At 69.3% G+C, this 26,310-nt stretch carries 28 protein-coding genes; 21 read left to right on the forward strand and 7 right to left on the reverse strand.

Translation table 11 applies throughout. From position 1 onward, the window contains the following. The first annotated feature begins 30 nt into the window (after positions 1–30). Positions 31–891 (forward strand): carboxylating nicotinate-nucleotide diphosphorylase, encoded by an 861-nt coding sequence (nadC, locus tag KO481_RS21760; protein WP_215919186.1) that lies wholly within the window; start codon positions 31–33, stop codon positions 889–891. A gap of 126 nt (positions 892–1,017) precedes the next feature. Here nadC and KO481_RS21765 read toward each other — a convergent pair whose 3' ends face one another. Continuing rightward, positions 1,018–2,190: a winged helix DNA-binding domain-containing protein gene (locus KO481_RS21765; protein WP_215919188.1), complete on the reverse strand. Its 1,173-nt coding sequence runs from the start codon at positions 2,188–2,190 to the stop codon at positions 1,018–1,020. Positions 2,191–2,360: 170 nt separating this feature from the next. On the opposite strand from KO481_RS21765, the gene KO481_RS21770 reads away from it, so the two are divergent. Both KO481_RS21770 and KO481_RS21775 read left to right on the forward strand, forming a co-directional pair. Next, entirely contained in the window at positions 2,361–3,251 is an 891-nt protein-coding gene (locus tag KO481_RS21770) for an arylamine N-acetyltransferase family protein (protein WP_215919190.1), read from the forward strand. Between the two features lie 258 nt (positions 3,252–3,509). Further along, entirely contained in the window at positions 3,510–5,072 is a 1,563-nt protein-coding gene (locus tag KO481_RS21775; protein ID WP_215919192.1) for a serine/threonine-protein kinase, read from the forward strand. A gap of 125 nt (positions 5,073–5,197) precedes the next feature. Here KO481_RS21775 and KO481_RS21780 read toward each other — a convergent pair whose 3' ends face one another. Beyond that, on the reverse strand, positions 5,198–5,401 hold the full coding sequence (locus KO481_RS21780) for a hypothetical protein (RefSeq protein WP_215919194.1): 204 nt from the start codon (positions 5,399–5,401) through the stop codon (positions 5,198–5,200). A 20-nt stretch (positions 5,402–5,421) separates the two neighbouring features. Continuing rightward, entirely contained in the window at positions 5,422–5,823 is a 402-nt protein-coding gene (locus KO481_RS21785) for a PPOX class F420-dependent oxidoreductase (protein WP_215919196.1), read from the reverse strand. 189 nt (positions 5,824–6,012) lie between these two features. Here KO481_RS21785 and hisD point away from each other — a divergent pair, with 189 nt between their 5' ends. The 4 genes from hisD to hisH all read left to right on the forward strand — a co-directional run bounded on the left by hisD (position 6,013) and on the right by hisH (position 9,896). After that, positions 6,013–7,350 (forward strand): histidinol dehydrogenase, encoded by a 1,338-nt coding sequence (gene hisD / locus KO481_RS21790; RefSeq protein WP_215919198.1) that lies wholly within the window; start codon positions 6,013–6,015, stop codon positions 7,348–7,350. 85 nt (positions 7,351–7,435) lie between these two features. Next, on the forward strand, positions 7,436–8,560 hold the full coding sequence (locus tag KO481_RS21795) for a histidinol-phosphate transaminase (RefSeq protein ID WP_215919642.1): 1,125 nt from the start codon (positions 7,436–7,438) through the stop codon (positions 8,558–8,560). A gap of 2 nt (positions 8,561–8,562) precedes the next feature. Further along, positions 8,563–9,231, forward strand: coding sequence for an imidazoleglycerol-phosphate dehydratase HisB (gene hisB / locus KO481_RS21800; protein ID WP_215919200.1), 669 nt, complete (start codon positions 8,563–8,565; stop codon positions 9,229–9,231). After that, the gene (gene hisH, locus KO481_RS21805) at positions 9,228–9,896 is read left to right on the forward strand and encodes an imidazole glycerol phosphate synthase subunit HisH (protein ID WP_308166730.1); all 669 of its coding nucleotides are present in this window, start codon (positions 9,228–9,230) and stop codon (positions 9,894–9,896) included. Before hisB ends, hisH begins: the two co-directional genes overlap by 4 nt. A 126-nt stretch (positions 9,897–10,022) precedes the next feature. On the opposite strand, the gene KO481_RS21810 is transcribed toward hisH, so the two are convergent. Further along, positions 10,023–10,553, reverse strand: coding sequence for a hypothetical protein (locus KO481_RS21810; protein WP_215919202.1), 531 nt, complete (start codon positions 10,551–10,553; stop codon positions 10,023–10,025). 219 nt (positions 10,554–10,772) lie between these two features. Here KO481_RS21810 and priA point away from each other — a divergent pair, with 219 nt between their 5' ends. From priA to hisI, 4 genes are all read left to right on the forward strand, one after another. Next, on the forward strand, positions 10,773–11,504 hold the full coding sequence (gene priA / locus KO481_RS21815) for a bifunctional 1-(5-phosphoribosyl)-5-((5-phosphoribosylamino)methylideneamino)imidazole-4-carboxamide isomerase/phosphoribosylanthranilate isomerase PriA (protein WP_215919204.1): 732 nt from the start codon (positions 10,773–10,775) through the stop codon (positions 11,502–11,504). Between the two features lie 3 nt (positions 11,505–11,507). Next, positions 11,508–12,341 (forward strand): inositol monophosphatase family protein, encoded by an 834-nt coding sequence (locus KO481_RS21820; RefSeq protein ID WP_215919206.1) that lies wholly within the window; start codon positions 11,508–11,510, stop codon positions 12,339–12,341. A gap of 4 nt (positions 12,342–12,345) precedes the next feature. Next, positions 12,346–13,119 carry an imidazole glycerol phosphate synthase subunit HisF gene (gene hisF / locus KO481_RS21825; RefSeq protein ID WP_215919208.1) on the forward strand — a complete coding sequence of 258 codons (774 nt, stop codon included), beginning with the start codon at positions 12,346–12,348 and terminating at the stop codon, positions 13,117–13,119. Between the two features lie 67 nt (positions 13,120–13,186). Beyond that, entirely contained in the window at positions 13,187–13,543 is a 357-nt protein-coding gene (gene hisI, locus KO481_RS21830; RefSeq protein ID WP_215919210.1) for a phosphoribosyl-AMP cyclohydrolase, read from the forward strand. Between the two features lie 33 nt (positions 13,544–13,576). Here hisI and KO481_RS21835 read toward each other — a convergent pair whose 3' ends face one another. From KO481_RS21835 to KO481_RS21845, 3 genes are all read right to left on the reverse strand, one after another. Continuing rightward, positions 13,577–14,086, reverse strand: a complete 510-nt coding sequence (locus KO481_RS21835) for a MarR family winged helix-turn-helix transcriptional regulator (protein WP_308166731.1) — start codon at positions 14,084–14,086, stop codon at positions 13,577–13,579. A 157-nt stretch (positions 14,087–14,243) separates the two neighbouring features. After that, positions 14,244–14,846: a permease gene (locus KO481_RS21840; RefSeq protein ID WP_215919212.1), complete on the reverse strand. Its 603-nt coding sequence runs from the start codon at positions 14,844–14,846 to the stop codon at positions 14,244–14,246. 115 nt (positions 14,847–14,961) lie between these two features. Beyond that, complete coding sequence (locus tag KO481_RS21845) at positions 14,962–15,183, reverse strand: hypothetical protein (protein ID WP_245401289.1); 222 nt, start codon at positions 15,181–15,183, stop codon at positions 14,962–14,964. A 599-nt stretch (positions 15,184–15,782) separates the two neighbouring features. Here KO481_RS21845 and KO481_RS21850 point away from each other — a divergent pair. The 10 genes from KO481_RS21850 to pyk all read left to right on the forward strand — a co-directional run bounded on the left by KO481_RS21850 (position 15,783) and on the right by pyk (position 26,310). Further along, positions 15,783–17,342: an anthranilate synthase component I gene (locus tag KO481_RS21850; protein ID WP_215919216.1), complete on the forward strand. Its 1,560-nt coding sequence runs from the start codon at positions 15,783–15,785 to the stop codon at positions 17,340–17,342. A gap of 25 nt (positions 17,343–17,367) precedes the next feature. Further along, positions 17,368–18,171 (forward strand): TIGR02234 family membrane protein, encoded by an 804-nt coding sequence (locus KO481_RS21855; RefSeq protein WP_372452101.1) that lies wholly within the window; start codon positions 17,368–17,370, stop codon positions 18,169–18,171. A 213-nt stretch (positions 18,172–18,384) separates the two neighbouring features. Continuing rightward, positions 18,385–19,209 (forward strand): indole-3-glycerol phosphate synthase TrpC, encoded by an 825-nt coding sequence (trpC, locus tag KO481_RS21860; RefSeq protein WP_215919220.1) that lies wholly within the window; start codon positions 18,385–18,387, stop codon positions 19,207–19,209. Then, on the forward strand, positions 19,206–20,468 hold the full coding sequence (gene trpB, locus KO481_RS21865; RefSeq protein ID WP_215919222.1) for a tryptophan synthase subunit beta: 1,263 nt from the start codon (positions 19,206–19,208) through the stop codon (positions 20,466–20,468). The genes trpC and trpB overlap by 4 nt, the downstream gene beginning before the upstream one ends. Further along, a complete protein-coding gene (gene trpA / locus KO481_RS21870; protein ID WP_215919224.1) occupies positions 20,465–21,256 on the forward strand; it encodes a tryptophan synthase subunit alpha in 792 nt (263 codons plus the stop codon). Before trpB ends, trpA begins: the two co-directional genes overlap by 4 nt. Before the next feature lie 73 nt (positions 21,257–21,329). Further along, positions 21,330–22,511, forward strand: coding sequence for a prolipoprotein diacylglyceryl transferase (gene lgt, locus KO481_RS21875; protein ID WP_215919226.1), 1,182 nt, complete (start codon positions 21,330–21,332; stop codon positions 22,509–22,511). 240 nt (positions 22,512–22,751) lie between these two features. Next, a complete protein-coding gene (locus KO481_RS44830; RefSeq protein WP_215919227.1) occupies positions 22,752–23,243 on the forward strand; it encodes a TM2 domain-containing protein in 492 nt (163 codons plus the stop codon). A 121-nt stretch (positions 23,244–23,364) separates the two neighbouring features. Then, on the forward strand, positions 23,365–24,123 hold the full coding sequence (locus KO481_RS44390; protein ID WP_245401290.1) for a transporter substrate-binding domain-containing protein: 759 nt from the start codon (positions 23,365–23,367) through the stop codon (positions 24,121–24,123). A gap of 15 nt (positions 24,124–24,138) precedes the next feature. Beyond that, a complete protein-coding gene (locus KO481_RS44395) occupies positions 24,139–24,807 on the forward strand; it encodes an amino acid ABC transporter permease (RefSeq protein WP_215919229.1) in 669 nt (222 codons plus the stop codon). 81 nt (positions 24,808–24,888) lie between these two features. Continuing rightward, a complete protein-coding gene (pyk, locus tag KO481_RS21895) occupies positions 24,889–26,310 on the forward strand; it encodes a pyruvate kinase (protein WP_215919230.1) in 1,422 nt (473 codons plus the stop codon).

Here is a 26,310-nt window from a genome sequence, read left to right on the forward strand (position 1 = left end):
CGAGCGGAGACTGAATTCTAGGAGCGCACGATGAGCTTGGATGCCGGACTGGATCGCGAGGAGATCCTGACCCTGATCCGCACCGCGCTGCACGAGGACCTGCGGTACGGACCCGATATCACCACCGCGGCAACGGTTCCCGCCGATGCCACCGCGAAGGCGGCGATGGTGTCGCGACAGCCCGGTACCGTCGCCGGCATCGACGTCGGGCTGCTGGTGCTGGACGAGGTGCTCGGCGCGGGCAACTACCAGGTCACCGAGCGGGTGGCCGACGGCGCCCGGGTGGCGACCGGCGACGTGACGCTCGGCGTGGTGGCGCCCACGCGCGGACTGCTGACCGCCGAGCGCACGATGCTGAATCTGGTGACCCATCTGTCGGGCATCGCGACCGCGACCGCGGCGTGGGTGGACGCGGTCTCCGGCACGACATGCCGCATTCGCGACAGCCGAAAGACGCTGCCGGGCCTGCGGTCCCTGCAGAAGTACGCGGTGCGGGCCGGAGGAGGGGTCAACCACCGCATGGGCCTCGGCGACGCCGCGCTGATCAAGGACAACCACGTCGCCGCGGCGGGGTCGGTGGTGGCCGCACTGCGCGCGGTGCGCGAACTGGCCCCCGATATCGCCTGCGAGGTCGAGGTGGACACCCTCGAACAGCTGGACGCGGTGCTGGAGCAGGACGTGGAACTGGTGCTACTGGACAATTTCCCGCTCTGGGCCACGCAGGCGGCCGTGCAGCGCCGCGACTCCCGCGCGCCGCGCACCAAGCTCGAATCCTCCGGCGGGCTGTCGCTGGACATGGCCGCCGAATACGCCGCCACGGGCATCGACTACATGGCGGTCGGCGCGCTGACCCACTCGGTGCGAGTGCTGGACCTCGGGCTCGATATGTAATACCCGCACGGCCGGGAATCCCGCTGTAGCGCACCGGATTACGTGTATCGCTGCGCTACGGGGCCGTCGGCCCGCGGCGCCACGGGGCCGTCGGCTCGCAGATCAGGATCCCGCGGTCGGCGAGGCTCAGGCGGTGAGCTCGCGCTCGAGCGGCGTGCGGAACCGTGGTACGGCGCGCACGTCGCCGTACCACCGCTGCATCCGCGCCGCCTCGGCCTCGATCGACGACTTCGCCTGCGCCCCTATGTCTTCCAGGAGGCGCCAGGCGATCTCGCCGTCCGCGCGCTGGCCCCAGCCGCCGACGATCCGCCCGTCCCACCAGACGGTGGGGCCGATATTGCCGTTGGTGTCGAACAGCGCGGGGCCGTGTGGGCCGAGGAACCAGTCGCGCGACTGCCAGCCCATGGGGGTGGGGTCCAGCGCGGGGAGCAGGGCGGGGCCCGGCTCGGGCACGGGCACCGGGTCCAGATCGTCGGCGAGCACGACGCCGGTGCCCTCGTCCAGGTCGACCTCCTCGATCTTCAGCTGTGCCAGCGCCTTTCGTGTCTCGCCCAGGGTCCAGCCGGTCCACCACTTCAGATCGGCGACGGGCGCCGGGCCGAAGGCCAGCAGCCAGCGCCGCGCCAGCTCGGCCTGCGCCTGATCCGCGGGCATCGCGGGAACCCCTTCGGGCAGCCAGGATTCGATCGGCTCCCAGACGTATTGGGTGCTGGCCCAGGTGCCGTTCGGGCGGCCCCGCACGATCCGGCCCTCGCAACCGAGCGTCAGCAGCACCCAGGTGGTGATGTTCGTCGGTTTGGAATACGGCTTGCCCGGCGCGGTGTCGACCCGGGTGCGTAGCCGTGGCACCGCCGCGCCCAGTTGCGCGCCGGTGGCGCTGCCGCGATCCAGCAGCTCCCGGTGCGTTTGCTCCTCCACCTCCGCCAGCCACGGGCCCACCTCCCCGTCGACGACCTGCTCCAGATATTTGGCGTAGTTGCGCCGCTGCTTGCCCGCCAGGGCGTCCGCGACCGCCGCCTGCAGGGCGGGGACCAGCTCGACCGGAGCGACGAACATCGTGCGGCGCATCGCCAGCATCCGCAGCAGCGTCCGGTCCGTATACAACGCCTGCTCCACCTGTGCGGGTTCGAGTTCGCGGCTGCGGGCGGCCACGGCCAGGAATACCGTCGCCGGATCGGTGGCGTGCAGGACGACCAGGGAGCGGGCGATCTCGGCGGGGTCGTCGACCCGGGTGGCGGATGCGAGCCGATGTCGCGTCGCCAGCCGAGCCCGCCGCTGCGCGGCATCCATCGAACGCATGGGCGAATGCTATCCCGATCCGGCCGCACAGCGCTGGATCACCGTTCGGCGGCGGTGTCGCCGCTTCCGGTCGGCCCGCGAGAAGTGGATGATTCGGCGGCCGCGATCTTGGTGCGGAATAATGATTCGGGGGCGAGGGGTTGATCGAGGCAACTGGACAGGGAGGCCATATGCATATGCCCGCGGACCCGGCATATCACTGGGACGGCGATGCGCTGGACCTCGAGGCGTACCTCGCGCGGATCGGATTCCGGGGCGAGCGCGGGCCGACCGTCGAGACGCTGCGCGCGCTGCAATTCGCGCACACCACGAGTATCCCGTTCGAGAACCTGGAGCCGGTGCTCGGCCGGCCGGTGCCGCTGGATCTGGAGTCGTTGCAGGACAAGCTCGTTCGCGGCCGCCGCGGCGGCTACTGCTACGAGAGTGTGATCCTGTTCGCCGCCGCGCTGGAGCGGCTGGGTTTCGGCATCACCGCCCTGCAGGGCCGGGTGATCATGGGCGCGAGCGCCGGACTGCGGCCCGCCACCCACTCGATGCTGCGCGTCACCACCACCGAGGACGAGCGAGTGTGGCTGTGCGACGTAGGATTCGGCGCCGGCCCGCTCGCACCGCTCGAGCTGAACCCCGATGCCGGCGAGGTGCGGGCGGGGGAGTGGCGATTCCGGCTCGAGCGCACCCGGGGCGAGCTGGGCGGCGAGGAGTGGCTGCTGCATCACTTCGCCCGCGACGGCTGGATCCTGCGACACAGCGTCACCCTGAATCCGCAGTACCGCATCGACTTCGAGGTGGGCAACCACTTCGTGTCCACCTCCGCGCGCTCGCCCTTCGTCGCCCGGCCGTACGTGCAGCGGTTCCATCCCGAGGTGCATCACGTGCTCGATGCCGCCACCCTGGTGACCGAGTATCCGGACGGCACCTCGCAGACAAAGGAATTGACGCCGGCCGATCTCCCCGCGACGCTGGCCGAGACGTTCGATATCGAACTGTCCGACGCCGATGCCGCCGCACTCGTCGCGGCGCCCTGGGCGCAGAGGTGGGCGGGAGACGTCGGCGCCGCCTAGTCGCCACGGCATCAACGGGGGTGTGCGACAGGTCGCCTTCGGGATGAAATGTGATATGCAACACGGTTTATCTCGCCGGGGTCGCAGGGTGATCTCACACCTGTCACACAGAGGCCGTACATATTGTCTCCGGATCACACTCCGGCGTCGGCGTCGGGCGCCGAGCCCGCTACACTCGTCGGGAACACGCGCGGGCCACCGCGCAGGGTAAGTCACGGATCGCGAAGAATTCGGAGTAGTGCCATCGAAACCGGCCAAGTGATCGCAGGGCATTACCGCCTGGTCGAGCGGATCGGTAGCGGCGGCACAGGCGTCGTCTGGCGCGCCGTCGACGAGCGGCTCGAACGGTCGGTGGCGATCAAGCAGATCCTCACCCAGCCCAGCCTGCCTCCAGGCGAAAAGGAGATCGTGCGCCAGCGTGCCTCGCGCGAGGCGCGCAACGCGGCCCGGTTCCAGCACCCCAATGCGATCGTGGTCTTCGATATCACCGACCACGACGGTGATCCGTGCCTGGTTATGGAGTATCTGCAGTCGCAGAGCCTCGCGATGGTGCTGGCCGCGCAGGGCACCCTGCCGCTGGCGCAGGTCGCGCGCATCGGCGAGCAGGTGGCCTCGGCCCTGGTGGCCGCGCACCGGGCGGGCATCGTGCACCGCGACGTCAAGCCGGGCAACATCCTGCTGGGCGAGAACAGCACGGTCAAGATCACCGATTTCGGCATCTCCAAGGCCAAGGGCGACGTCGCGCTCACCGCGACGGGCTTGATCTCCGGGACCGCCGCCTACCTCGCCCCGGAGGTGGCACGCGGCGCCGAGCCGACCCCCGCCGCCGACGTCTTCGCCTTGGGCGCAACGCTTTTCCACGCCCTCGAGGGCGAGCCGCCCTACGGCAGCAACCCGAATCCGCTGGCGCTGCTGTACGCGGCGGCCAACGGCCAGCTCAGCCAGCCGCGCAACGCCGGCCAGCTCACCGACCTCCTGCTGGACCTCCTCAGCTTCGAGCCCGAGGACCGTCCCAGCATGACCGAGGTCCGTGATCAGCTCGCCGATTTCGCCGACGGGGCCGACGACGCCGTCGCGACCAGAATGCTGGCCACCCATCGTTCCGCCCCGCGGCGCCAGGCCACCCGCACGCTGGATCGTCGTGCGGCACAGGCGGATATCTCCACCGCGGAGATGATGGCGCAGGAGGCACCGGTCTCCGAGCCCAACCTGCCCCCCGTGCGCCCGCCCCGCCCCGGCGCCCACCCCACCCGCTCGCATCGGCTGCCGGTGGAGCCGGAGCCGCCCCGCCGTCGCAGCCCGTGGCTGATCGTCGGCGGCGCCGTAATCGCGGTGGCCATCGTCGGCGCGGCCATCTACACCCTCTTCGGCGGTACGCCCCCGAGTTCGTCTGCCACGCAGGGTGATTCGTCCTTGACCAGCGCCGCCGCGCAGAGCACGACGGCCTCGGCCTCGGCCCTGGGCGAGACCAAGAGCAACGGTCAGGCCGATGCCGGCTCCGCCGCCACCATGATTCAGCAGTTCTACAACGACCTGGTGTCCGGCAGTGCCAATCTCAGCGATGCCTGGTCCCTGCTTACCCCGGCGGCCCAGCAGGTGTACAGCGACCAGCAGTCGTTCGAGAACTACTGGACCAAGAACCCCGTGACGAAGTGGAGCAGCGTCTCCGGTGCGGGCGGCACGAGCACCGCCGCCAGCGGCGACGGCTCGGTCGACATGCGGGTCGGGAACGTCACCAACGGCGGCAAGTCGCGGTCGATGACCCTGCGGGTGGTCCTCGGCAGCAGCGGCACCCCGCTCATCGACAGCAACACCAAGTAGCGTCGAATCGGACCGCCGGGACTGCCCGGTGGTCCGATTCGACCTCTGCGGGATATCTAGTGCAAGAACTGCCCACTATGTTGCCGGGTTAGTCCCAGCAAGGTCGCGTCGGCATCGACCCTGCGTCAAGCCTGAGTCGTTACGGACACGTCAACCGTGGAGAGCGGAACATCCAGTTTGGCTGCGATGATCGTACGGGCTTCGTAGCCCACATCGGAGAGATGCCGGGCTTGTCCGCAAGGACCTCCCGCGTAGATGGCGGGAATCGTGATCTCCCACCACTTTTCCACATTAATGGCATGAACATCGTAAATGCTGATCGTGCCCATCTATCTGTCTCCTCGTGGTACTAATCGCGCGCGACCGCGTAACCCGACACTCCCGTCGGCCGGATAGCGAGCTTCACGCGGTCCTTGGCGTCCGGTGGGACGACCGGGCCACCGCCGTAGCGCTGGGACAGGCTCGAGTACAGCGCGCCCTCGGGGTCGGGGTCGATATGGTCGAGCACGCCGCGAACCTCGATGTAGCGGTAGGGCTTGTCCGGGTCGAAGATCGAGATCGACACCCGCGGCTCGGCCGTCAGGTTCTTGAACTTCTGCCGGGAATTGGTGTGCGTGAACCAGATGAATTCGCCGTCCCAGACGAACCACATCGGGTTCACCTGCGGCGCGCCATCGGGCCGGGTCGTGCCCAGGCTTGCGAAGACCGGGCGTTCCAGCAGGTCGCGAGCCTTATCGGGGATGACGGACATATCTGCTCTCCTCACAGCTGCTTCATGGTTGCTCAGTCATCGAACAGCATCGCGGGCCCTCGCGCGCCCGCCGCCCCCGCCGGGGCCGGAGGCGACGCCAAAATGACTAGGCCGACCCGATAGTCTGGTGCTTGGTCCGGTGACTTCCCGCCCGGGCGATGACCAGCACAGAAGAGGTTTCACACCGCTATGACAACCCGCATCGAGCTCGCCCGCGTCGATTTGCGCGGTCGTACTCCCACCGCCGCCGAGCTGCGCGCCGCGCTGCCGCGCGGGGGAGTCGACGTGGACTCGGTGCTGCATCATGTGCGGCCGGTCGTGGAGGCGATCCGCGATCGGGGTGTCGAGGCGGCGCAGGAATTCAGCGTGCAGTTCGACGGCGTCGCTCCCGCTTCCGTCCGGGTCCCGGCCGCCGAACTCGACGCCGCGCTCGAAAACCTCGATCCCGCGGTGCGCACCGCGCTGGAGGTCGCGATCGAGCGCACCCGCCTCGTGCACGCCGATCAGCGGCGCACCGACAAGACCACCCAGGTGGTGCCCGGTGGCACCGTCACCGAGCGCTGGGTTCCGGTGGAGCGCGTCGGGCTGTACGTGCCCGGCGGCAATGCGGTCTACCCGTCCAGCGTCGTGATGAACGTGGTACCGGCCCAGGCGGCGGGCGTGGATTCGCTGGTGGTCGCCTCGCCGCCGCAGGCGCAGTTCGGCGGCCTGCCCCACCCGACGATCCTGGCCGCGGCGAAACTGCTCGGCGTTGAGGAGGTCTGGGCCGTGGGCGGCGCCCAGGCCGTGGCCCTGCTGTCCTACGGCGGCGTCGACACCACCGGCGAGCGCCTGGATCCGGTCGACATGATCACCGGCCCCGGCAATATCTACGTCACCGCGGCCAAGCGCCTGTGCCGCGGCCTCGTCGGCATCGACGCCGAGGCCGGACCCACCGAGATCGCGATCCTCGCCGACGCCACCGCCGATCCGGTGCACGTGGCCGCCGACCTGATCAGCCAGGCCGAACACGACGTGCTGGCCGCCAGCGTCCTCGTCACCGACAGTGCCGCCCTGGCCGATGCGGTCGATGCCGCGGTGAACGCACAGCTCGAGGTCGTCAAGCACCGGCACCGGGTGTCGGAGGCGTTGTCCGGCAAGCAGTCCGGGGTCGTGCTCGTCGACGACGTGGATCAGGGGCTGCGCGTGGTGAACGCCTACGCCGCCGAGCACCTGGAGATCCAGACCGCGCAGGCGCCCGCCGTCGCGGCCCGGGTGCGCAGTGCGGGAGCGGTTTTCGTCGGCGCGTGGTCGCCGGTGAGCCTGGGCGACTACTGTGCCGGATCCAATCACGTGCTGCCCACGGCCGGCTGCGCCCGGCACTCCTCGGGCTTGAGCGTGCAGACATTCCTGCGCGGCATCCATGTCGTCGACTACAGCGAGGCGGCGCTCAAAGACGTTGCGGGACACGTGGTTGCGCTCGCGAATGCCGAAGATCTGCCCGCCCACGGCCAGGCCGTGCGGGCGCGATTCGAGGCGCTGTCGTGAACGGAGCGAAGCGGAGTGAACCGATGAGCCAGCCAGCCGTTGGCACGACGGAGCCGAGCGCCAGCGAGGTGGAGTCGTGACAACCGTGACACACATTCCTGGGTCCGCCGTGTCCCTGGACGACTTGCCGCTGCGGGAGAACCTGCGCGGCAAATCGCCCTATGGCGCACCGCAATTGACCGTCCCGGTGCAGCTGAACACCAACGAGAATCCGCATCCGCCGAGCCGGGCGCTGATCGACGACGTCGCCGAATCGATCCGGGCCGCGGCGGCGGATCTGCACCGCTATCCGGACCGCGATGCGGTGGCGCTGCGCACCGACCTGGCCACCTACCTGACCCGGCAGACCGGGGTGGCCCTGGACGTGTCGAATGTGTGGGCCGCCAACGGTTCCAACGAGATCCTGCAGCAGCTGCTGCAGGCCTTCGGCGGGCCCGGCCGCAGCGCCATGGGCTTCGTGCCCTCGTACTCGATGCACCCGATCATCTCCGAGGGCATCGATACCGAGTGGGTGGAAGCCAAGCGCAACGACGACTTCTCCCTCGATGTCGACTATGCGCTGGCGCACATCGCCGAACGCCGCCCCGACGTGGTGTTCGTGACGAGCCCGAACAATCCCACCGGGCACAGCATCCCGCAGCCGGACCTGATCCGGATCCTGGAGGCCGCGCCCGGCGTCGTGGTCGTCGACGAGGCCTACGGCGAATTCTCCGCCGTGCCCAGTGCGATCGAGCTGATCGACCGGTTCCCCTCGAAACTCGTTGTCAGCCGGACGATGTCCAAAGCATTCGCCTTCGCGGGCGGGCGCCTGGGCTATCTGGCGGCCGCGCCGGCGGTGATCGACGCGATGCTGCTGGTGCGACTGCCCTACCACCTGTCGGTGGTCACCCAGGCCGCCGCGCGGGCGGCCCTGCGCCATGCCGATGAGACCCTGGCCACCGTCGCGGAATTGGCTGCCCAGCGGGACCGGGTCGCGAAGGCGCTGGCGGACATGGGATTCCGGGTCTCGCCCAGCGATGCCAACTTCCTGCTGTTCGGTCGCTTCGCCGACGCACCCCGGGCCTGGCAGCACTACCTCGACGAGGGCGTGCTGATCCGCGACGTCGGCATCCCCGCACACCTGCGGGTCACCATCGGCCTGGCCGCCGAGAACGACGAATTCCTGCGGGTCAGTGCGATTTTGGCCGCCACCGAGCGGGTGGAGGCGTGAGTATGAGCACCGAGATGAAGGCGAGAATGCAGCGAACGGCGCGGGTGGAGCGCACCACCAAGGAGTCCAGCATCGTCGTCGAGCTGAACCTCGACGGCACCGGGACGACGGACATCTCGACCGGCGTCCCCTTCTACGACCACATGCTGACCGCGTTGGGTGCGCACGCCAGCTTCGATCTCAGCGTTCGCTCCGAGGGCGACATCGAGATCGAGGCGCACCACACCGTCGAGGACACCGCGATCGTCCTCGGCCAGGCACTGGGCCGGGCCCTGGGCGACAAGCAGGGCATCCGCCGCTTCGGTGACGCCTACATCCCGATGGACGAGACCCTCGCGCACGCGGCGGTCGACGTGTCCGGGCGGCCCTATTGCGTCCACATCGGCGAGCCGGATCACCTGCTGCACGCGGTGATTCCGGGTTCGCCGGTCCCCGGATCGGCCAGTTCCGCGCTCAGGCCCGGCGCACCCTATTCCACGGTGCTGAATCGGCACGTGTTCGAATCGATCGCGCTGAACGCACGGATCGCGCTGCACGTGCGGGTGCTCTACGGCCGCGATCAGCATCACGTCACCGAGGCCGAATTCAAGGCCGTGGCGCGGGCTCTGCGCGCCGCGGTCGAGCTCGATCCGCGGGTGAACGGCGTCCCGTCGACGAAGGGGACGCTGTGACAGAGCCCATACATGCCCCCACCCCACCGCCCCGGTCGAAATCCGTCGCCCTGCTGGACTACGGCTCGGGCAACCTGCACTCGGCCAACCGCGCCCTGATCCGCGCCGGAGCCGACGTCACCGTCACCGCCGACCCCGAAATCGCCTTGGCCGCGGACGGTTTGGTGGTGCCGGGCGTGGGCGCGTTCGCGGCCTGCATGGCCGGGCTGCGTGCGGTGCGGGGCGAACGCATCATCGGCAAGCGCCTCGCCGGGGGCCGTCCGGTGCTGGGCATCTGCGTCGGCATGCAGATCCTGTTCGAGCGCGGCGTCGAATTCGGCGTGGAGACCGACGGGTGCGCCGAATGGCCCGGGACAGTGGAGCGGCTGCCCGCGCCGGTGCTGCCGCACATGGGCTGGAATACGGTGCAGTCACCGGCCGACAGCGTGCTGTTCGCCGGGATGGACGCCGAGACCCGGTTCTATTTCGTGCACTCCTATGCCGCGCAGCGCTGGACGTGGGACGACGACGGCGCGATTGCCCCGGCCAAGCTCACCTGGGCCGAGCACGGCGCCCCGTTCCTGGCCGCGGTCGAGAACGGGCCGTTGTCGGCCACCCAGTTCCATCCGGAGAAATCCGGCGACGCCGGCGCGCAGTTGCTCCGCAACTGGGTGCGGTCGCTGTAGGTTGCCGACGGCGCCCATTAGGGTCGGAGTCGGTCGGGGATCACGGCGAAAGGGGCGTGTGCCATGGGAAATGGTCTGGCCTCCGGATCCACCGCGGCCGGGTCGTCCTAGCGCGCGCCGCCGCGCTCAGTGCGCGGGCGAACTCACCGGCAGTGGCTGCGGATCGACCCGCTCGGTCAGCCACTGGCCGTTGACGTTGTCCAGGTACACCTGCATCACGCTGCGCCCGGGGCGGGGCAGGCCCAATGTCGCGTCGCTGCGGGTCGTGTCGTCGACGGACACCACGATCTGCGCGTGCGCGGCATCGGCGGTGTCGGTGCCGCACTCCACCGACAGCACATCGGAACTGGTGTGCGTCGCCACGGCCTGATTGCGGCGGTCCGTGCTGGTCCGCTGGAATTGATCGCGGAACGGGCCGGTGGAGTGGTCCAGGACGCGGCGGTTGTAGTCGTCGTAATCGGTGAAGGTGTAGGTACTGAGCTGGCGGCCGAAATCACAGGCGGCCAGCTGTGCCGGATCGGTCGGGTTGGCCGCCGCGACCGCGCCGATTCCCGGGATCACACCCAGACTCGCCAGCGCCACCATGCCGACGCCCGCGGTCGGTCGGACGGGGACGATGCGGGCGGGGATCGAAGGCCGCAATGCTCTCCGGGACATGACTGCACCCCTTTGTTGCTCGACGAACAGAACGAAACCCGTGTCCCACCCCGGAATGCGCACCCGGGACGATGCCCGAGTTCGTTCTGCGCCTACTGACACGCGTGGTGTTGGAGTTGCCCATCGGGGCGCGCGGCAAACCTCGCCACGGCCGGTCCCGGCGGTGTGCAGCCCAGGCCCGCGGCCGGGACCGGCCGGTATGCCCAGTAGGCTACTGCCGTGAATCTTGTGCTGCTCCCCGCCGTCGATGTCGCCAATGGTGAGGCCGTGCGCCTCGTCCAGGGGGAGGCGGGCAGCGAAACGAGCTACGGATCGCCGCGTGAGGCCGCCCTGGCCTGGCAGCAGGCCGGCGCCGAATGGGTCCATCTGGTCGATCTGGACGCCGCCTTCGGCCGCGGCTCCAACCGCGACATGATCGCGGAGGTGGTCGGCGAGCTCGATGTAAAGGTGGAGCTGTCCGGCGGCATCCGCGACGACGAATCGCTGAAGGCCGTGCTCGCCACCGGCTGCGCCCGGGTCAACCTGGGCACCGCGGCCCTCGAGAATCCGGAGTGGGCCGCCCGCGCGATCGGCGAGTACGGCGACCGCATCGCCGTCGGCCTCGACGTGCGCCTGACCGAGGGCCAGTACCGGCTGCGCGGGCGCGGCTGGGTCAGCGACGGCGGCGACCTGTGGGAGGTGCTCGAGCGACTCGAACGCGACGGCTGCTCGCGGTATGTCGTCACCGACGTCACCAAGGACGGCACCCTCACCGGGCCGAATCTGGATCTGCTGCGCGAGGTCTGTCAGGCCACCGAAGCGCCGGTCGTCGCCTCGGGTGGGGTCTCCACCCTCGACGATCTGCGGGCCATCGCCGGGCTGGTACCGGACGGCGTCGAGGGCGCGATCGTCGGAAAGGCCCTCTACGCCGGGCGATTCACGCTGCCCGAGGCATTGGCCGCGGTGCGCTAGGCGATGACGACCCCCGCCGAGCGCGTCACGCTGCTCGCCCTCGCGAGCGAGGTATTGGATTCGGCCGCACCGCGTTTCGTGCAGGGTGTCGGTGCGCCCAGCGCGGTCGAGAAGGGGCGTGGCGATTTCGCCACCGAGCTGGACCTCGAGCTGGAGCGCACGGTATCCGCGAGCCTGGTCGAGCGCACCGGGATCGCGGTGCACGGCGAGGAATTCGGCGGCCCCGAGCTCGGCTCGGGCACCTCGTGGGTGCTCGACCCCATCGACGGTACCTTCAATTATTCGGCGGGGCATCCCCTGTCCGGGATTCTGCTGGCATTGATCGAGGACGGCGTGCCGGTGCTGGGCCTGACCTGGTTGCCGCTGCTGGGCCGTCGCTACGCCGCGGCGGTCGGTGGGCCGCTACTGGTGGACGGGGATCCGGCGCCGCCGCTGGCGCCCGGCAAACTCGCCGAGGTGATGATCGGCTTCGGCGCCTTCAATCTCGATGCGCACGGCCGCATTCCCGGACGGTTCCGCTTCGACCTGCTCGGCGCGCTGAGCCGGCTCTCGGGCCGGGTCCGTATGCACGGTTCCACCGGAATCGACCTGGCGTTCACCGCATCCGGGGTGCTGGGCGGGGCCGTCGTCTTCGGCCACCATCCGTGGGACAACGCCGCCGGGGTCGCGCTCGTGCGGGCCGCCGGGGGAGTGGTCACGGATCTGCGGGGCGAGGAGTGGACCATCACGTCGGGTTCGGTGCTCGCCGCCGCACCGGGGGTGCACGAGGAACTACTGGACATGATCGATACCGCGGTGGACGAGTCCGCCCGGGGACTGAACACACAACGGAGCTGAACGAATGACACTGGCTGTGCGCGTGATTCCGTGCCTGGACGTGGATGCCGGGCGCGTGGTCAAGGGCGTGAACTTCGAAAACCTGCGGGACGCGGGCGATCCCGTCGAACTGGCCGCGACCTACGACGCGCAGGGCGCGGACGAGCTGACCTTCCTCGACGTCACCGCCTCCACGGGCGACCGCGGCACCATGATCGACGTGGTGACCCGCACCGCCGAGCAGATCTTCATTCCGCTCACCGTCGGCGGCGGCGTGCGCACGGTCGACGATGTGGACCGCCTGCTGCGCGCGGGCGCGGACAAGGTGTCGGTGAACACCGCCGCCATCGCGAATCCGCAGATCCTACGCGAGATGTCGGAGCGGTTCGGCTCGCAGTGCATCGTGCTGTCCGTCGATGCCCGCACCGTCCCCGAAGGCACGGATCCGACCCCGTCCGGGTGGGAGGTCACCACGCACGGCGGCAAGCGCGGCACCGGTATCGACGCCGTCGAATGGGCCGTGCGCGGAGCCGAACTCGGCGTGGGGGAGATCCTGCTGAACTCGATGGATGCCGACGGCACCAAGGCGGGGTTCGATCTGGCCATGATCACCGCGGTGCGGGCGGCCGTGACGGTTCCGGTGATCGCCAGCGGCGGTGCGGGCAGGGTCGCGGACTTCGCGCCCGCGATCCAGGCGGGCGCGGACGCCGTCCTGGCGGCCACCGTCTTCCACTTCGGCGAGCTCACGATCCCCGAGGTCAAGAATGCAATGCGCGCCGAGGGGATCGTCGTCCGGTAGCCGGGGCGGGGTGCGCGCCGCCACCGCCCGGTTCGGCACATGTGCCGCTCTTGGTATAACGGTGTACGTGAGTCTGGATCCCGCTATCGCCGCCCGCCTCAAGCGCAACGAGGCCGGGCTGGTCGCCGCGGTCGCGCAGGAGCGCGGCACCGGCGATGTGCTCATGATGGCGTGGATGGACGACGAGGCGCTGGCCCGCACCCTGGCCACCCGCAAGGCGACGTATTACTCGCGCTCGCGGCAGCAGTACTGGGTCAAGGGTGAGACCTCGGGGCACACCCAGTACGTGCACGAGGTGCGATTGGATTGCGACGGCGATACCGTGCTGCTGATCGTCGACCAGGAGGGCGCGGCCTGCCACACAGGCACCCACACCTGCTGGGACGGGGACGTGCTGCTGTCGGATCCGTTGGGGCAGAACTGATTCGGCGCAGACGCGGTCCGATGCGGAACCGGTCTAGGTGTCCGCTTCCTCGTCGACCGGCCGCTGGCCGTTGGTGCGGCCGATCCCGCGGGTGAGCCCCGCCTCGAGCTGCGCGACGACCGCCTCGCCCAGTTCCAGGAGTTGTTCGGTCTGGCGGTCGTCGAGGCCGTCGAAGACCAGGCCGTGCACGGCCTCGAGGTAGCCGGGCGTGGCCTGCTGGACCTTCCGGTATCCGGTCTCGGTCAGCACCGCATCCGCGCCGCGCCGCCCGGCCAGCACCTGCCGCTGAGCCCAGCCCAGTCGCTCCAATTTTGTTACTACGTGGGACAATCGGGATAGCGAGGCATTTGCTCGAGAGGCCAGCTCACTGAGCTGAAGTCGATGTTCGGGTTCGGCGGCCAGTAGCTCGAGCACAACGTATTCGAAGTGGGTGACGCCGGCCTCGCGCTGCAACTGCGTGTCCATGGCCGCGGGCAGCCGCGTCGTCAGCGCGACAAGAATTCGCCACGCTCGTTGTTCGACTGGGTTAAGCCACTTCGTCACTTCGCGCCTCTCTTACAGCCAAGTGACGTTATCTCGTTAGCGAGACTAGTGAATCTTGAATCTTCAATCCACGGTCACCTGCAGAGAGTTAGTTTGCCATGATTTCGCTCGCGGGTCACGGGTGGGCTGTATGACGTGACATCTCTCACGTGTGTCGTTACTGCTCGGAGGGCTTGTCCGCCGGTGGTTCCGGGACGGGTGCGGTGGGGGCGGCGGCCGGTTGCCGGTAGGCGGGGGCCTTGCGGTGCTTCGCGCCGTGGCGGGTGCGCAGCCGTCGGCGGATCCGCAGAAACAGGACCAGCACGAACAGGGCCGCGGCGACGATGGCCCCGATCAGTGAGGCGCCCCGGAATCCCGGCGCGTTGACATCGAGCACCCGCTCGCCCGCATGCGCGGCGTTGCTGCCGCCCAGGACGATCGTGAGGGTCATCAGGTTCGGCAGCGCGACGGCCAGGGCCAGCACGGCCGAGCCGCCGGCGAGGAATCGCCCGCCCCGCCACCGCCACATCGTCACGACGGCCAACAGCAGGAACAGCGGCACGATCGTGCAGAAGAAGCCCAGAGCCAGGCCGGACCAGATGCCCTTGGAGAAGCTGCCGTGCCCGGACATGGCGGCGATGCGCTGCGCCCACCAGCGCGGAATGAACGAGGCCAGGATGAAGTAGGCGACGACCAGCGCCATGACCACCGCGAGCACGCCGATGATCCGATTGCGCCACTTGTGGGTGCTGGGCGATTGCTCGACATGCTGCGAGGTCATACGACCAGGGTAAGCATGATTTGCCCGATAATCGGCGATACACACGCCCGGTTGCCGGCCCGGGAATGAACAGGGCCGGACCGGTTGCCCGGTCCGGCCCTGCCGATGGCGGCCGTCAGACCCCGAGAAGGATGGCCACCTCGGGGTTCTTGACATCCATGACGTCCAGGATGCCGTGCGCCTTCAGGAACGGCTCGAGCTCCTTGATGCGGTCGCTGTGCTCCGCGTACTCGTCCGGGAACTTGCGCCGGTCCAGGTTCTCCAGGGCCTTGACGTACGTCACGAACGAGGCCAGCGCGTTGTACTTGGTCGTGCCCCCGGCCTGCTGCTGGTTCATCTGCATCATCCGAGATGACTGGCCGGGCACGTGGCCCATCGGCTGCGGCGCCGCGTGCCGGGGCCCCTCCGGTGCCATCGGTTGCGAGGGATACATCGGTATGTGAGCTCCGCTCTGTGTCGGCGGCCACCGCGTCGCTCCGGCGTAGTCCGCCCGGTTCGCCGCTGCGATCAGCACTGGCGCCGCTGAGCGCCGAGCACCGGCGAACCGGACACGGACGGCGCGTCGACGACTCGCGCCCCGGTGGTCCGGCGGATGGCCTGCTGTCCGGTTTGGTTGTCTAGCTGAGGGTGATGCGGTCGATCAGATGCCGGTCGGGCCGCGTAACGCCGGTTCGGCCGGGTCGTGCTCGCCCCCCGTGATTCGCAGCTGGCCAGGGCACTGCTGTGTCTCTTGTAGCCCCCGCGATCGGGTGCGCGGGCTTCATCAGGCGGGCTGTCTTCGTCACGTTCGCGGCCGCCGGTGCCGGCGGCCGCGAACGGGCGTTGGTAAGGGTAGCGCCCAGCCTTGCCGGATATGGCGATAATGCGGTTCCCGCCCGAATCGGGTACCCCACCCCGCCACCAGGGTGCGGTTCCCGGCCCTGAAATGATGGGGAGATGCACGGCGCAACTGATCGTCCGGGGACCTCGACCACCACCACCCGCGAGGACTTCCGGGTCCTCGCGGCCGAGCACCGGGTGGTCCCGGTGACCCGGAAGGTGCTGGCGGACTCGGAAACTCCGCTCTCGGCCTACCGCAAGCTGGCCGCGGACCGGGCGGGCACGTTCCTGCTCGAGTCGGCCGAGAACGGGCGATCGTGGTCGCGATGGTCGTTCATCGGGGCGGGCAGTCCCACCGCGCTGAGCGTGGTCGACGGGCAGGCGGCCTGGCTGGGCGCCACCCCGGCCGATGCACCGTCGGGCGGCGATCCGCTGGTCGCGCTGCGCGATTCCCTCGAGTTGCTGCGGACCGAGCGCCTGCCCGGCCTGCCCCCGCTCACCGGTGGTCTGGTCGGCTACCTCGGCTACGACATCGTGCGCCGGATGGAGCGCCTGCCGGAGCTGGCCGTCGACGATCTGCACGTGCCGGAGATGGTGATGCTGCTGGCCACCGATCTGGCCGCGTTCGACCACCACGAGGGCGCGATCACGCTGATCGCCAACGCGGTCAACTGGAACGGCACCGACGAGCGCGTCGACGAGGCCTACGACGACGCGGTCGCCCGGCTGGACCGGATGACCGCGGCGCTGGCCGCGCCCGCGGAATCGACGGTCTCGGTCTTCGACCGCCCCGAGCCGGATTACCGCCGCCAGCACACCTCGGAGGAACACGGCGCGGGCGTGCGGCGGCTGGTCAAGGAGATCGAGGCGGGCGAGGCCTTCCAGGTGGTGCTCTCGCAGCGGTTCGAGATGGACTACGACGGCAGCCCGCTGGACCTGTACCGGATGCTGCGCGCGTCGAATCCGAGCCCGTACATGTACCTGATGCACATTCCGGACGGCTCCGGCGGCACGGCCTTCTCGATCGTAGGTTCGAGCCCGGAATCGCTGGTGACGGTGAAGGACGGCGTGGCCACCACGCATCCGATCGCCGGTACCCGGTGGCGCGGGGCGACTCCCGAGGACGATGTGTTGCTGGAGAAGGATCTGCTGGCCGACGAGAAGGAGAACGCCGAGCACCTCATGCTCGTCGATCTGGGCCGCAACGATCTGGGCCGGGTGTGTACCCCGGGCACGGTGCGCGTCACCGACTATCGCCACGTCGAGCGGTACAGCCACGTGATGCACCTGGTGTCCACGGTGTCGGCGCAGCTCGCCCCCGGCCGCATCGCCCTGGACGCGGTGCAGGCGTGTTTCCCGGCCGGCACGCTGTCCGGCGCGCCGAAGGTCCGCGCGATGGAGCTGATCGAGGAGCTGGAAACGACCCGCCGCGGCGTCTACGCCGGCGTCGTCGGCTATCTCGATTTCGCCGGCGATGCCGACACCGCGATCGCCATCCGCACCGCGCTGCTGAAGGACGGCATCGCCTACGTGCAGGCCGGCGGCGGCATCGTCGCCGACTCCGAGCCCGAATACGAGGACAACGAGTCCCGCAACAAGGCGATGGCCGTGCTCAAGGCCGTTGCTGCGGCGCGGACGGTCCGCGCCTTCGCCCCGGAACCCGGTGATGCCGAGTGACGGGGACAGATATGGATGCCGAATGATGAACGCAGTGGAACCCGATAGGGCGCACGAGAATCCGGACGGGGCGGCCAAGCGTCGCCGGCCGGTCGGTCCCGTGGTGCTGCTGGTGCTGGCCGCGGCCGCGCTGTGGATCGCCTCCCGGATGACGTGGGTGACCATCGTGTCCTCCGACGGGCTCACCACCCCGCGCACCAACCGCCTCGACGGCGGCGTGTGGTTCGGCGCGCTCACCCCGCTGGCGCTGGTGCTGCTGGCCGCGGTCGCGGCCGTGTTCGCCACCCGGGGCTGGCTGCGCCGCCTGGTCGGCGTGGTCGTCGCGGTGGTGGCCGCGGTGGCCGCCGTACCCGGGTTCGCGCTGCTGACCCACCACGGCGCGGTCGGCTCGCGCGCGGCGAGCCTGGTCGACCTGCCCGCTCGGGCGCACGTGGACCTGGTGCGCGTCTATGCGTTCCCGGCCACGCTCAGCGTGCTCGGCGCGATCATCGCCTTCGCGGCGGGCGTGCTGCTGGCCCGGATGCCCGAGAGCACCGCGCGAATGTCGGGAAAGTACGACAATCCGGTTTTCCGGCGGGCGGCCGCGGCCGAACAGGTGGCGCGCCAGCGCGCCGCGACCGATTCGTCGCCCGGCGAGGGCGCTGCGGCATCCGCCGAACACGGCGGGGCAACGACCGCCGCCGCCGCCGCGCCGGGTACGTCCGCCGCGGAATCCGCTGCGCCCCAGCCCGACTCCGCACCCGCGCAGCCGCTGTCCGAGCGGGTGCTGTGGGATGCCCTCGACGCGGGCGCGGATCCCACCGACGACGAGGCCGGACGTGACCGGTGAGGCGTACCCGCACCCGCGACGGGGTCTCGGTCCGCGGTGGCGCCCGGGGCCGCAGCGCGGCGGTATGCGGGGGCGGAGCTCGGGGTGCGACGAGGAACACCCCGGCGTCGGCGGTGTGAACATGGCCATTTACTCTTTAACCGCACCGGTGAGACAGCGCCTGGGGGGATTCTCAGGTATGAAGTCCGTCTCCCCAGAAAGGATTCGAGCCAGATGACGGTACTCGACTCGATTCTCGACGGGGTCCGCGCGGATGTGGCCGCACGGGAAGCCCACCTGGATTTCCAGGCCGTCAAGAAGGCCGCCGCGGCGGCCCCCTCCCCACGCAACGCGCTCGCTGCGCTGCATCAGGACGGCGTCGGAGTCATCGCCGAGGTGAAGCGCGCCAGCCCCTCCAAGGGCGAGCTGGCCGACATCCCGGATCCGGCCAGCCTGGCGAAGGCGTACCAGGACGGTGGCGCGCGGATCATCAGCGTGCTCACCGAACAGCGCCGCTTCCACGGCTCGCTCGATGATCTGGACGCCGTGCGCGCGGTCGTCGATCTGCCGATTCTGCGCAAGGATTTCGTCGTCGGCCCGTACCAGATCCACGAGGCGCGCGCCCACGGCGCGGACGTGATTCTGTTGATCGTGGCCGCCCTGGAGCAGGACGTGCTGGCCTCGCTCATCGACCGCACCGAATCACTCGGCATGACCGCGCTGGTCGAGGTGCACACCGAGGTGGAGGCCGATCGCGCCCTCGAGGCGGGCGCCTCGGTCATCGGCGTGAACGCCCGCAACCTCCGGACCCTCGAGGTGGATCGCGACGTCTTCGCGCGCATCGCGCCCGGGCTGCCCACCGAGGTCATCCGGGTCGCCGAATCCGGGATCAGCGGCACCGCCGATCTGCTTGCCTACGCCGGAGCGGGTGCGGATGCCGTGCTGGTCGGCGAGAGCCTGGTGATCAGTCGCGATCCGCGCGCGGCGGTCTCGGAGCTGGCCACGGCCGGCACCCACCCGTCCTGCCCGCGCCCGCTGCGCCGGGGAGCCGCACGATGACCCAGACCACCCAGCCCCCGCTGCCACCGGCGAGCGCGGGGGTGACCCAGCGCAGCCACGAGCCCGATGCGGGCGGCCACTTCGGCGTCTACGGCGGGCGGCACGTGCCCGAGGCGCTGATGGCGGTGATCGAGGATGTCACGGCCGAATACGACAAATGCCGGGTCGACCCGGACTTCCTGGCCGAGCTGGATCGGCTGCAGCGCGACTACACCGGCCGCCCGTCGCCGGTCTTCGAATGCAGACGGCTCTCGGAGCACGCGGGCGGCGCCCGGATCTTCCTGAAGCGGGAAGACCTGAACCACACCGGCTCTCACAAGATCAACAATGTCCTCGGCCAGGCGCTGCTCGCCAAGCGGATGGGCAAGACCCGGGTCATCGCGGAGACCGGCGCCGGCCAGCACGGGGTCGCCACCGCGACCGCGTGCGCCCTGCTCGGCCTGGACTGCGTGGTCTACATGGGCGCGGTCGACACGGTGCGCCAGCAGCTCAACGTCGCCCGGATGCGCCTGCTCGGTGCCCAGGTGATCTCCGTGACCAGCGGCTCGCAGACCCTCAAGGACGCCATCAACGAGGCGCTGCGGGACTGGGTCACCAACGCCGACGACACGTACTACGCCTTCGGCACCGCGGCGGGCCCGCATCCGTTTCCGCTGCTCGTGCGCGATTTCCAGCGCGTGATCGGCATCGAGGCGCGCGCTCAGCTGCTCGAGCAGGCCGGTCGGCTGCCCGATGCGGTGACCGCTTGCGTCGGCGGCGGATCCAATGCGATCGGCATCTTCCACGCCTTCATCGACGATCCCGGCGTGCGGCTGCTGGGCTTCGAGGCGGCGGGCGACGGCGTCGAAACCGGAAGGCATGCGGCGACTTTCACCGGCGGTACGCCGGGCGCGTTCCAGGGCGCGTACTCGTATCTGCTGCAGGACGAAGATGGCCAGACCATCGAGTCGCATTCGATCTCGGCGGGTCTGGACTATCCGGGCGTCGGCCCCGAGCACGCCTACCTCAAGGACATCGGCCGCGCGGAGTACCGTCCGGTCACCGACGCCGAGGCGATGGACGCGCTGCTGCTGCTCTCGCGCACCGAGGGCATCATCCCGGCCATCGAGTCCGCGCACGCGGTGGCGGGGGCGCTGCAGCTGGGCCGCGAAATGGGCAAGGACGCAATCATTCTGGTGAACCTGTCCGGTCGCGGCGACAAGGATATGGACACTGCGGCAAAGTGGTTCGGCCTGTTCGACGAGGAGACTGACAAATGAGCCGCCTGGCGAGTACGTTCGCGGCGTGCCGCGCCGAGCACCGGGCCGCGCTCGTCGGCTACCTACCGGCCGGCTTTCCGGATCTGGCCGGATCCATCGCGGCGTGCACCGCGATGGTCGAATCCGGTTGCGACATCATCGAAGTCGGCGTCGCCTATTCCGATCCGGTGATGGACGGCCCCACCATCCAGGCCGCCGCCGAGCAGGCGCTGCGCGGCGGGGTACGGGTGCGCGACGTGTTCACGGTCGTCGAGGCGATCACCAAGGCCGGCGGTAAGGCCGTCGTGATGACGTACTGGAACCCGGTGCTGAAGTACGGCGTCGACAGCTTCTCGCGCGATCTGGCCGCCGCGGGCGGCCTGGGCATGATCACCCCGAACCTGATCCCGGAGGAGGCCGACGAGTGGCTGGCCGCCTCCCGTGAGCACGACCTGGACCGCATCTTCCTGGTCGCGCCCTCCTCCACCGAGGAGCGCCTGGCCATGACGATCGAGGCCAGCAGCGGCTTCGTCTACGCCTCCTCCACGATGGGCGTGACCGGCGCTCGCGACGCGGTCTCCTCGGCGGCTCCCGCCCTGTGCGCGCGCATCCGTACCCACTCCGACATTCCGATCGGCGTCGGCCTCGGCATCCGCGACCGCGCCCAGGCCGCCGAGACCGCGGCCTTCGCCGACGGCGTCATCGTCGGCTCGGCGCTGGTGACCGCCGCCGGTCAGGGCCTGGACGCGGTCCGTGCCCTCACCGCCGACCTCGCCGCGGGCGTGCGATCGGCGACCGTGGCGTCCTAGGGTCCCGAGCCCGTCAGCCGGGGTTGGCGGCGCCGATTCTTGCGATGTCAGGGGGCTCCGTTACGGTGGGCGCGTGACCTTCCAAGTCCTGGCCGACAGTGTCGTCTCGAACTCCGCCGCCGCGCACAGTGCCGTGCTGGCGTATATACCCAGCCCGCCGCGGGGCGTGTGGTACCTGGGACCGCTGCCGCTGCGGGCGTACGCGGTCTGCATCATCATCGGCATCGTCGTCGCGATTTGGCTGGGCGAGCGGCGCTGGGAGCAGCGGGGCGGCAAACCGGGTGCGGTGCTGGACGTGGCGATGTTCGCGGTGCCGTTCGGGCTCGTCGGCGGGCGGCTCTACCACGTGGCCACCGACTGGTACCGGTATTTCGATCCGGGCAAGAATCCGTGGGACGCGCTGAAGGTCTGGGACGGCGGCCTGGGCATCTGGGGCGCGGTGCTGCTCGGCGGCATCGGCGCCTGGATCGGCTGCCGGGTGTACCGAATTCCGTTGCCCGCCTTCGGTGATGCGATTGCCCCCGGAATTCTGCTGGCGCAGGCCATCGGCCGGCTGGGCAACTACTTCAACCAGGAACTGTACGGCCGCGACACCACCAAGCCGTGGGGCCTCGAGGTCTACCTGCGCTTCGATCACAATGGGCAGCTGGACATGATGAACGGTGTGTCCACCGGCGTCGTGCAGCGGGTCGTGCAGCCCACGTTCCTGTACGAGCTGCTGTGGAATCTGCTGGGTGTCGCGGTGCTGCTCTGGATCGATCGGCGGTTCCGCATCGGGCACGGGCGGCTGTTCGCGCTGTACGTCGCGGTCTACACCTTCGGCCGATTCTGGGTGGAGCTGCTGCGCGACGACGACGCCACCCACATCTTCGGCGTCCGGATCAACTCGTTCACCTCGACGATCGTATTCGTCTGCGCCATCGCCTATTTCCTGCTCGCCACGAAGGGGCGCGAGGCCGCGCAGGCCCTGCAGCCCGGTGGTGACCGCCCCTGGCCGTGGCAGCTGTCCGCGCTGCGCACCTACGGCGCGAAATCGGCGCAAGGCAACGCCGACGAGGCCGGCACGGATGCGGGCGAATCGGAGGAGAGCGAAGCGGTAGCCGAGGCCGAGGAGCCGGAGTCGGCGGACGAGGAGGCAGGGCCCGGCCCCGAATCCACGCCGGGGCAGCCGGAAACGGCGCCCGATGCCGAATCCGCAACCGAGGAGACCGACGCGACCGACCACTCGGTCAGCCCCGGCAAGTCCTCGAAGTAGAATACGAAATAAACTGCGGCACAGCCGGACTCGACATCTCGGGTCCGGCTGTGGCACATTCTGCGGGGCGTCCCGCAACGAATGCAGTGCCGCAGGCGATTACAGATCAGCAACTCGTGGGGGCCTGGGGATGCGGCGGCGAAATCCGCCGAGTAGAAAGAGAACCGACGTTCGGGCCGCCCAACTGGGGCGGCGGGACGGGGAGTCCGGTCGCACGGTGACCGGGGGAACGAAAGGAACATGTCAGTGACCGACCCCTACCAGCAGCAGCCCGGGTACGGACCGCAGTACGGCGCGCCGGGCACCGGCCCGGGTATGGGTGGACAGGGAGCCTACGGCCAGCCGCAGGACGCCTTCGGGCAGCAGCCGAATCCCTACGGCCAGTCCGATCCCTACAACCAGCAGATCTACACCCAGGGCAACCCGTACAACGGCGCGACCCCGCCGATGTACGGCCAGCCCAACGTCGACCTGCAGGCCCCCTTCGGCCGCAACATGGCCGGTGAGCCGTATTCGGACAAGTCGAAGCTGACCGCGGGGCTGCTGGAGCTGTTCCTCGGTGGATTCGGCGCCGGGCGGTTCTACCTCGGGTACAACGGCATCGCCGTGGCCCAGCTGCTGGTCACCATCTTCACCTGCGGGCTGGGCGGCATCTGGCCGCTGATCGACGCGATCATGATCTTCACCGGCAGTGTGCGTGACCCGTTCGGCCGCCCGCTGCAGGAAAGCTGAGCGGGAGTTTCGCGCAACTCGAGCGCAATGCTCTGAAGGCGTGCCCGCATGTCGTAGGCTGTTCCGGTTCTGTATGTCGTGTCCGGGACCGTACGCCCCGGACCGCTGGAGAGGTACCCCATTGCGCCGCAAGCTTTTCGCCGCCGTGTTCGCCATCGCCGCCGTCACCGGCCTCACCGCCGCCTGTGGCACCAGCAGTGACTCGAACACGCTGAAGATCGGTACCGAGGGCACGTATTCCCCGTTCAGCTACCAGGGGAGCGACGGCAAGCTCACCGGCTACGACATCGAGGTTGCGCAGGCGGTGGGGAACAAGCTCGGCAAGAAGGTCGAATTCACCCAGACCCCCTGGGACTCGATCTTCGCGGGCCTCGAGTCCAAGCGGTTCGACCTGATCGCCAACCAGGTGACGATCAATCCGGACCGGCAGGCCAAGTACGCGCTGTCCCAGCCGTACACCACCTCCGAGGGCGAAATCCTGACCCGCGCGGACGACCACTCGATCAACACCCTGTCCGATCTGCGCGGCAAGACCTGCGCCCAGTCCTCCACCAGCAACTGGAGCAAGGTGGCCTCGGACGCGGGCTGCAAGATCGAGGCAGTGGAGGGCTTCGTGCAGGAGGTGCAGTTGCTCAAGCAGGGCCGCGTGGACGCCATGGTGAACGACAGCCTTGCGGTCGGTCAGTACACCAAGCAGACCGGCGACACCTCGGTGCGGGTCGCGGGCCAGACCGGTGACACCAGCAAGCAGGCCTTCGCCGCCCGCAAGGACGAGGGCAAGCTCGTCGGCGAGATCAACACCGCGCTGGACCAGTTGCGCGCGGACGGCACCCTGGCCACGATCTCGAAGAAGTACTTCGGCACCGACGTCAGCAAATAGGCCGGTAATCGATCCATGGACTCCTCCACCTGGGAGCTGATCCGCCACAACCTCGAGCCGATGCTCACCGCGACGGTCACCAAGACGTTGCCCCTGACGGCGATCAGCTTCTGCATCGGGCTGGTCATCGCGCTGTTCGTGGCGCTGGCGCGGATGTCGAAGGTGTGGCCGGTGGCCGCGGTGGCCCGGTTCTACATCTCGATCATCCGCGGCACACCGCTGCTGGTGCAGCTGTTCATCGTGTTCTACGCGCTGCCCGAGCTGAACATCGTGATCAACCCGTTCCCGGCCGCGGTGATCGCCTTCAGTCTCAATGTCGGCGGTTATGCGGCCGAGGTGGTGCGCGCGGCGATTCTGTCCGTGCAGCAGGGCCAGTGGGAGGCAGCGGAGGCGCTGGGCCTGTCGTACTCGCAGACGCTGCGCTCGATCATCCTGCCGCAGGCCGCGCGGATCGCGGTGCCGCCGCTGTCGAATACGCTCATTTCGCTGGTGAAGGACACCTCGCTGGCGTCCACGATCCTGGTAACCGAACTGTTGCGGGTGGCCCAGTTGGCGGCCGCGCCGACATTCGATTTCTTTGCGCTCTACGGCGTGGCGGCCATTTACTACTGGGTAATTTGTTTGGTGCTCGGATTTGCGCAAACCCGCCTGGAAACCCGGCTGGCGAGGCACGTCGCGCGATGACGCAGATCATAGGTCGGACCTATTGATAGCGAAGGGTATGCCCGGTAAGCGAAGCCTTCGCGGCAGGGCTAGGCTCGAGCCGTGATGCGACGGACAAAAATTGTGTGCACCCTCGGGCCGGCAACGGCCTCGGAGAGCCGGATCCGCGAACTTGTCGACAGCGGCATGGACGTGGCCCGGCTGAATTTCAGCCACGGCGAACACGCCGATCATGCTGCCAACTATGAGAAGGTTCGCAAGGCCGCCGACCGAGCGAGTCGCTCCGTGGCCATTCTCGCGGACCTGCAGGGACCCAAGATCCGGCTCGGCCGGTTCATCGACGGTAAGACCGTGTGGGCGACCGGGGAGGAGGTGCGCATCACCGTCGACGACGTGGAGGGCACCCACGACCGCGTCTCCACCACCTACAAGGAGCTGGCCAAGGACGCCAAGGCTGGTGACCGGCTGCTCGTCGACGACGGCAAGATCGGCCTGACGGTGCTGCGCGTCGAGGGCAACGACGTGGTCTGCAAGGTGACCGAGGGCGGCCCGGTCTCGAACAACAAGGGCGTCTCGCTGCCCGGCATGGACGTGTCGGTGCCCGCGCTGTCCGAGAAGGACATCGAGGACCTGGAATTCGCCCTGGAACTGGGCGTGGACTTCATCGCGCTGTCGTTCGTGCGGTCCCCGGCGGACGTGGAGCTCGTGCACGACGTGATGGACCGGGTCGGACGCCGGGTGCCGGTGGTGGCCAAGCTGGAGAAGCCCGAGGCCATCGACAACCTCGAGGCGATCGTGCTGGCCTTCGACGCGGTCATGGTGGCGCGCGGCGATCTGGGCGTGGAGCTCCCGCTCGAGCAGGTGCCGCTGGCGCAGAAGCGCGCCATCCAGATGGCGCGGGAGAACGCCAAGCCGGTGATCGTGGCGACCCAGATGCTGGAGTCGATGATCACCAACTCCCGGCCCACCCGCGCCGAGGCCTCCGATGTCGCCAACGCGGTGCTCGACGGCGCCGATGCGGTGATGCTCTCGGGCGAGACCTCGGTCGGCGAGTATCCGATCGAGACGGTGCAGACCATGGCCCGCATCGTGCACGCCGTGGAATCGGAAACCTCCACGCGCGTACCGCCGTTGACGCATGTGCCGCGGACCAAGCGGGGTGTCATCTCCTACGCCGCGCGCGACATCGGCGAGCGGCTCAACGCGAAGGCGCTGGTGGCGTTCACCCAGTCCGGCGACACGGTGCGCCGCCTGGCCCGCCTGCACACCCCGCTGCCGCTGCTGGCGTTCACCCCGCTGCCGGAGGTGCGCAGCCAGCTCGCGCTGGCCTGGGGCGTGGAGACGTTCATCGTGCCGACGGTGCGTACCACGGACGAGATGATCGGTCAGGTCGACAAGGAATTGCTGTCGCTGAACCGGTATGCCAAGGGCGATCTGGTGGTGATCGTGGCCGGTTCCCCGCCGGGTACTGTCGGTTCCACCAACCTCATTCACGTGCACAGGATCGGCGAGGAGGACCACTGA

Source organism: Nocardia albiluteola, from assembly GCF_018860155.1.
GTDB lineage: Bacteria > Actinomycetota > Actinomycetes > Mycobacteriales > Mycobacteriaceae > Nocardia > Nocardia albiluteola.